The following is a 337-nucleotide window of genomic DNA, read 5'->3' as shown; positions in this document are numbered from 1 at the left end:
AGCGAATTGGCGAAGATNTTGAATTAATGCTGTCGTTAACTGTTGATGCGGGCCTTAAAAGTAATACCATCAAGCCTTCAAGCTTACGGGAGGTGGTCGTAGACAGCACTGTCATGGAGAAAAATATCGCTCACCCAACAGACAGTAAACTACTAGAAAAATGCCGTGATAAACTGGTTGGTTTCGCTAAGCAAGCCGGTATTCGGCTTAGGCAAAGTTATGAACGAGTTGGCCCTAAGACCGCGCAAAAAGTAGCGCGCTATGCCCATGCCAAGCAATTTAAACGCATGAAGAAAACATTAAAAAAACAGAAAAACTATCTCAGACGGGTGATGAA

1 pseudogene is annotated in these 337 nt (G+C 43.5%); it reads left to right on the top strand.

Going from position 1 to position 337, the window contains the following annotated elements:
* Positions 1 to 26 precede the first annotated feature (26 nt).
* Positions 27 to 337, top strand: a pseudogene (locus CKO50_RS18455) (IS5/IS1182 family transposase); the annotation flags it as partial.

It is taken from the genome of Pseudoalteromonas sp. HM-SA03 (assembly GCF_002289345.1).
In the GTDB taxonomy this organism is placed as follows: Bacteria; Pseudomonadota; Gammaproteobacteria; order Enterobacterales; family Alteromonadaceae; genus Pseudoalteromonas.
Note: the sequence above shows the minus strand (reverse complement) of the source record. Positions and strands in the feature narration are given on the sequence as shown.